The organism is Streptomyces sp. S6 (assembly GCF_054880855.1).
The window spans coordinates 1-3,632 of the sequence record NZ_JBTYMC010000473.1 but is presented as its reverse complement, the minus strand read 5'-3'; the positions used below and the strand labels follow the sequence as shown (position 1 = coordinate 3,632).

Annotated in this window: 1 protein-coding gene; it reads left to right on the top strand. The window is 72.8% G+C overall.

Going from position 1 to position 3,632, the window contains the following annotated elements; genetic code table 11:
* Window positions 1-194 precede the first annotated feature (194 nt).
* Window positions 195-3,572 (top strand): tubulin-like doman-containing protein, encoded by a 3,378-nt coding sequence (locus ACVNF4_RS33785; RefSeq protein WP_461806691.1) that lies wholly within the window; start codon window positions 195-197, stop codon window positions 3,570-3,572.
* Window positions 3,573-3,632: the final 60 nt, after the last annotated feature.

Genomic DNA, 3,632 nt, shown 5'->3' with positions numbered 1-3,632 from the left:
CGGGGACGTGGAGCTGCGGCGCGGCACCGGCGACGCGGTGACCGTGCGGCCCGGGGAGCCGGTGAGCGCGGGCGAGGACCTGGTCCTGAAGGTCGTCGACGGTACGGCCGCCCCGCAGCCCGCCGAGACGTGGGAGCCCTACCCCTCCGAAGCCGGTCACCCCGATCTGTGAACCGCCCAGTGGAAGGCACCTCATGAAGATCAACCAGCCGATGCTGTACGTCGGTCTGGGCGGTACGGGAGGGCTCGTCGGGGCGGAGCTGGAACGCCGCCTGCGCGCCTCGCTGTGCGGCCCCGACGGCACCGCCCTCGCCTCGCGCGGCATCAGCCAGCGCTACCAGCTGCCCGAATGCCTCCAGTTCGTGTACGCCGACTACAGCGAGGCCGAACTCGGCCGGCTGCCCCACCTGAGCGTGGAACCCGCACTCCAGGCCGCGTACGCCCGCACCGCCCGCGCCAGCCACGACCTGCTCCCCGGCTACGACAGCTCCCCGAGCGTGACCCGTGAACTGCGCGCCGCGATCCCGCGCGAGACCCGCGACTGGCTGCCCCCGCAGGCCACCGAACCGCGCATCACCCCGCTGCGCAACGGCGCGGGACAGCTCCCGACGGTCGGCCGCGCCGCCCTCTTCGGGACGCTCCTGCGCGACGACATGACGCCCGTGATGGGCCCGCTCCAGCAGGCCATCGACATCATCGGGCGCTCCGGCGGCGAGCTGAGCCGGCTCGGCGGCGGCCCGATCTCCGGCTGCGACGTGTTCGTCGCGTTCTCCGTCGCCGGCGGCACCGGCACCGGGATCTTCCTGGATTACCTGCACTTCATCGGGCAGGCGTTCAAGGAGAAGAACTTCAGCGGCGCCCGCATCTACCCGCTCGTCGTGATGCCGTCCGCGTTCCCCCTCGCCAAGGGCGGCGGCCGGGACGCCGAACTCAACGCCGCACGCGCCGTGGTGGACCTGTTCCGGCTGGTCGACGAGCAGAACGTGCCCGTCGCGGACGACGTGATCGGCGACGTCGACGACGCCTCCGGCACCGCGATCCGCTACCCGCACGACCGCGTCGTGCGCCTCGACTCCGGTGTCATGCCGACGGCGTTCCTCTTCAGCCGCACCGCCGGGATCCGCCCCGACGACCTGCGCCGCTCGATGGTGTCGCTCATCATGTCGCTGATCGGCGCCGAACTGGGCGACGCCCCCCAACGGGACGACGAGCACCAGACGTTCGCGTCCAGCTTCATCAACTCCGACGCCAAACGGCGGATCCGCGCCAAGTCGGGCATCGGGCACCGGGGTGTCTCCACGAGCCTGGTCGCCGCGATGACCGTCCCCCTGGAACCCCTCGCCGACCTGGTGTCCGCCCGGCTCCTCGCGCACGGCGTGAGCCGCCTCGCGGACGCCTCCGCGCAGCACAGCCACGAGTACGCCGGGACCGTGCGCCGCATGTTCGCGGACGCGGGCCTCGAAGAGCTGTGGAACCGCGATCCGTTGCCGCCGCCCGAGGCACGCCCCGTGCAGCGCGGCGGGGCCGGCATCGAGGAGGCCCTGACGATCCGCCTGCGCGAGATGCAGGCCACCCTGGAGGACCTGCGGCGCCGGGTCGCACGCCGGGTGCCGGTGCTCGCCGAGCAGTTCTCCCCGCAGACGGCCCTGGAACGCGCCCTGCGCACCATGGACCCCTTCCAGGTGGAGCGCGTCGTCAAGGGCGTCCCCGGCGACCCCGACCCGGTGACCCGGCAAGGTGTCGTCGGCATGCTGGAGAACCGGGGCCGCGAACCCGGCGGCGGCGAGAACCGGGCCCTTCTCCCGCCCGCCGTACCGAAGTTCAAGGACGGCATCGCCGCCCGCCTCTCCCGCGCCCGGCACGACGAACTCAAGGAGCGCACGGAGGCCGAGCAGAACACCTGGTACGCGGCCCGCACCAAGGCGATCTGGCACGAGGCGTGGCGGGGGGAGGAACAGCGCTGGCGCCCCAAGTCCGCCGCCCTCACCGCCGAAGTCACCGCCCTCGTCCAGGCGTTCCACAAACACCGCGAGGAGGAACCCCGCGCCTACAAGGCCCAGGTGATGGAGCTGTACGACGACCGCACCGGCGTCTCCTACCTGCTGCCCCCGCAGAACAACCTCACCGATTTCTACGACGACCTGCGCGAACGCCTCACGAAACGCGAGAACTTGAGGGACAGCGACGATGAAGCGGCCCTCGTGCACGCCCTCGTCGGCGCCGAGGCGTGGCAGGCGGCCCGCACGACCGCCCGCCGCAACCCCGAGGCGGCGACCGCCCCCGTCAAGGCGGCCATCGAGCAGCGGATCAAGCAACTCTTCGCGCAGAGCGGCACGTTGCACGACGAGAAGCCGCTCCTGCCGTCCATGGCGATGCTCCTGGAGGCGGCGGCCGGGGTCTCCGCCGCCGACGGCGCCGTCGGCAAGGCGGCCCTCGACCAGTTCCGGTTCAAGATCGCCGGGTTGATCCCGCACGGCTTCGTCCCCGAGGGCGGCGGACCCCTCAAGGTCCTGGTGGTGTACCCGCGTTCGTCGGCGAAGGACACCGTCGAGGACTACCTGAGGAAGAACCTCTCACTGCCGCGCGGCACGACCGAGTTCAACGGCGTCGAGACCGACTCGATCACCGTCGTCCTGTTCCGCCGCGAGATGAGCCTCACCGAGGTGCCCGAGGTCCGCAAGGTGCTGCGGCGCTGGGCGAAGGCCCGGGAGACGGAGGTCGCCGCCGACTACCTCGACTGGCGCCAGCGCCTCGGACGCGGCGGCGAGTGGCTCGCCGCGACCGCCGAGGACCGGCGGGAGATCCTGCACCGGCTGCTGTGCGCCCTGTGGAAGGGACAGGTCGAGGTCGTCGAGGGCACCGCCGACGCGCCGGTGAAAGTCCTGGTCCGCCTGCACAGCAGCCTCCCCGACGACGTCACCACCGACGTCCCCGGCATCGAACTGCGCCTCGGCGACCGGCACCGGGGCGGCGTCTCCGGCTGGGCGCGGCTCCTGCACGCCTACGAGCACATCGCGCTGCTCAACGAGGACACGGTCGTCGAGACGTACTGCCAGGCCCTCATGGAGCGCAGCGCGAACGGCATCGCCGACGGCGCAGAGGGCCCCCACCGGCTGTACACGCACGTCGTCGAGGAGCTGGCGCCCCGTCAGGTCGCCCTGATCCGGGACCGGTTGGCGCGTTCCGTGCACACCTCCGGCGAATGGGCCGACTCCCTCCTGGAGTTCTGGACCGAACTCCTGCCCGCCGCCCTCGACACCCCGTTCGCCGACAAGAACGCCGTCGCCCCGACCCTGCGCTCCCTGCGCCAGGCCCTCCTGGAGATCGAGGTGACGGACCGTCAGGAGCCGCGCCCCAAGGGGCCGTTCCCCTGGGACGACCGCCCCGGCGACGCGGAACGCCCCCGCGAACAACCCCTCCCGCCCTTCGCCGGCCACGGCGCCGGAGCGGACGGCTGGCCCGGCGAGGAACCCGACACCCCGGCCCGCCCCCGGTTCACGGCGAGCGCGCAGGAGCAGGTCAGGCGCCCCGGCGCGGGTGAGCCCGGCGACCCGTGGAAGGACGTCGAATGACCAGCCCCGTCATCGTCCTCGACCTCCGCTCGGGCGCGGCCGGCCTCGCGGGTGCGGCCG

Coding starts and splice junctions, on each gene's coding strand:
- ACVNF4_RS33785 (WP_461806691.1), top strand. CDS start 195: ATGAAGATCAACCAGCCGATGCTGTACGTCGGTCTGGGCGGTACGGGA.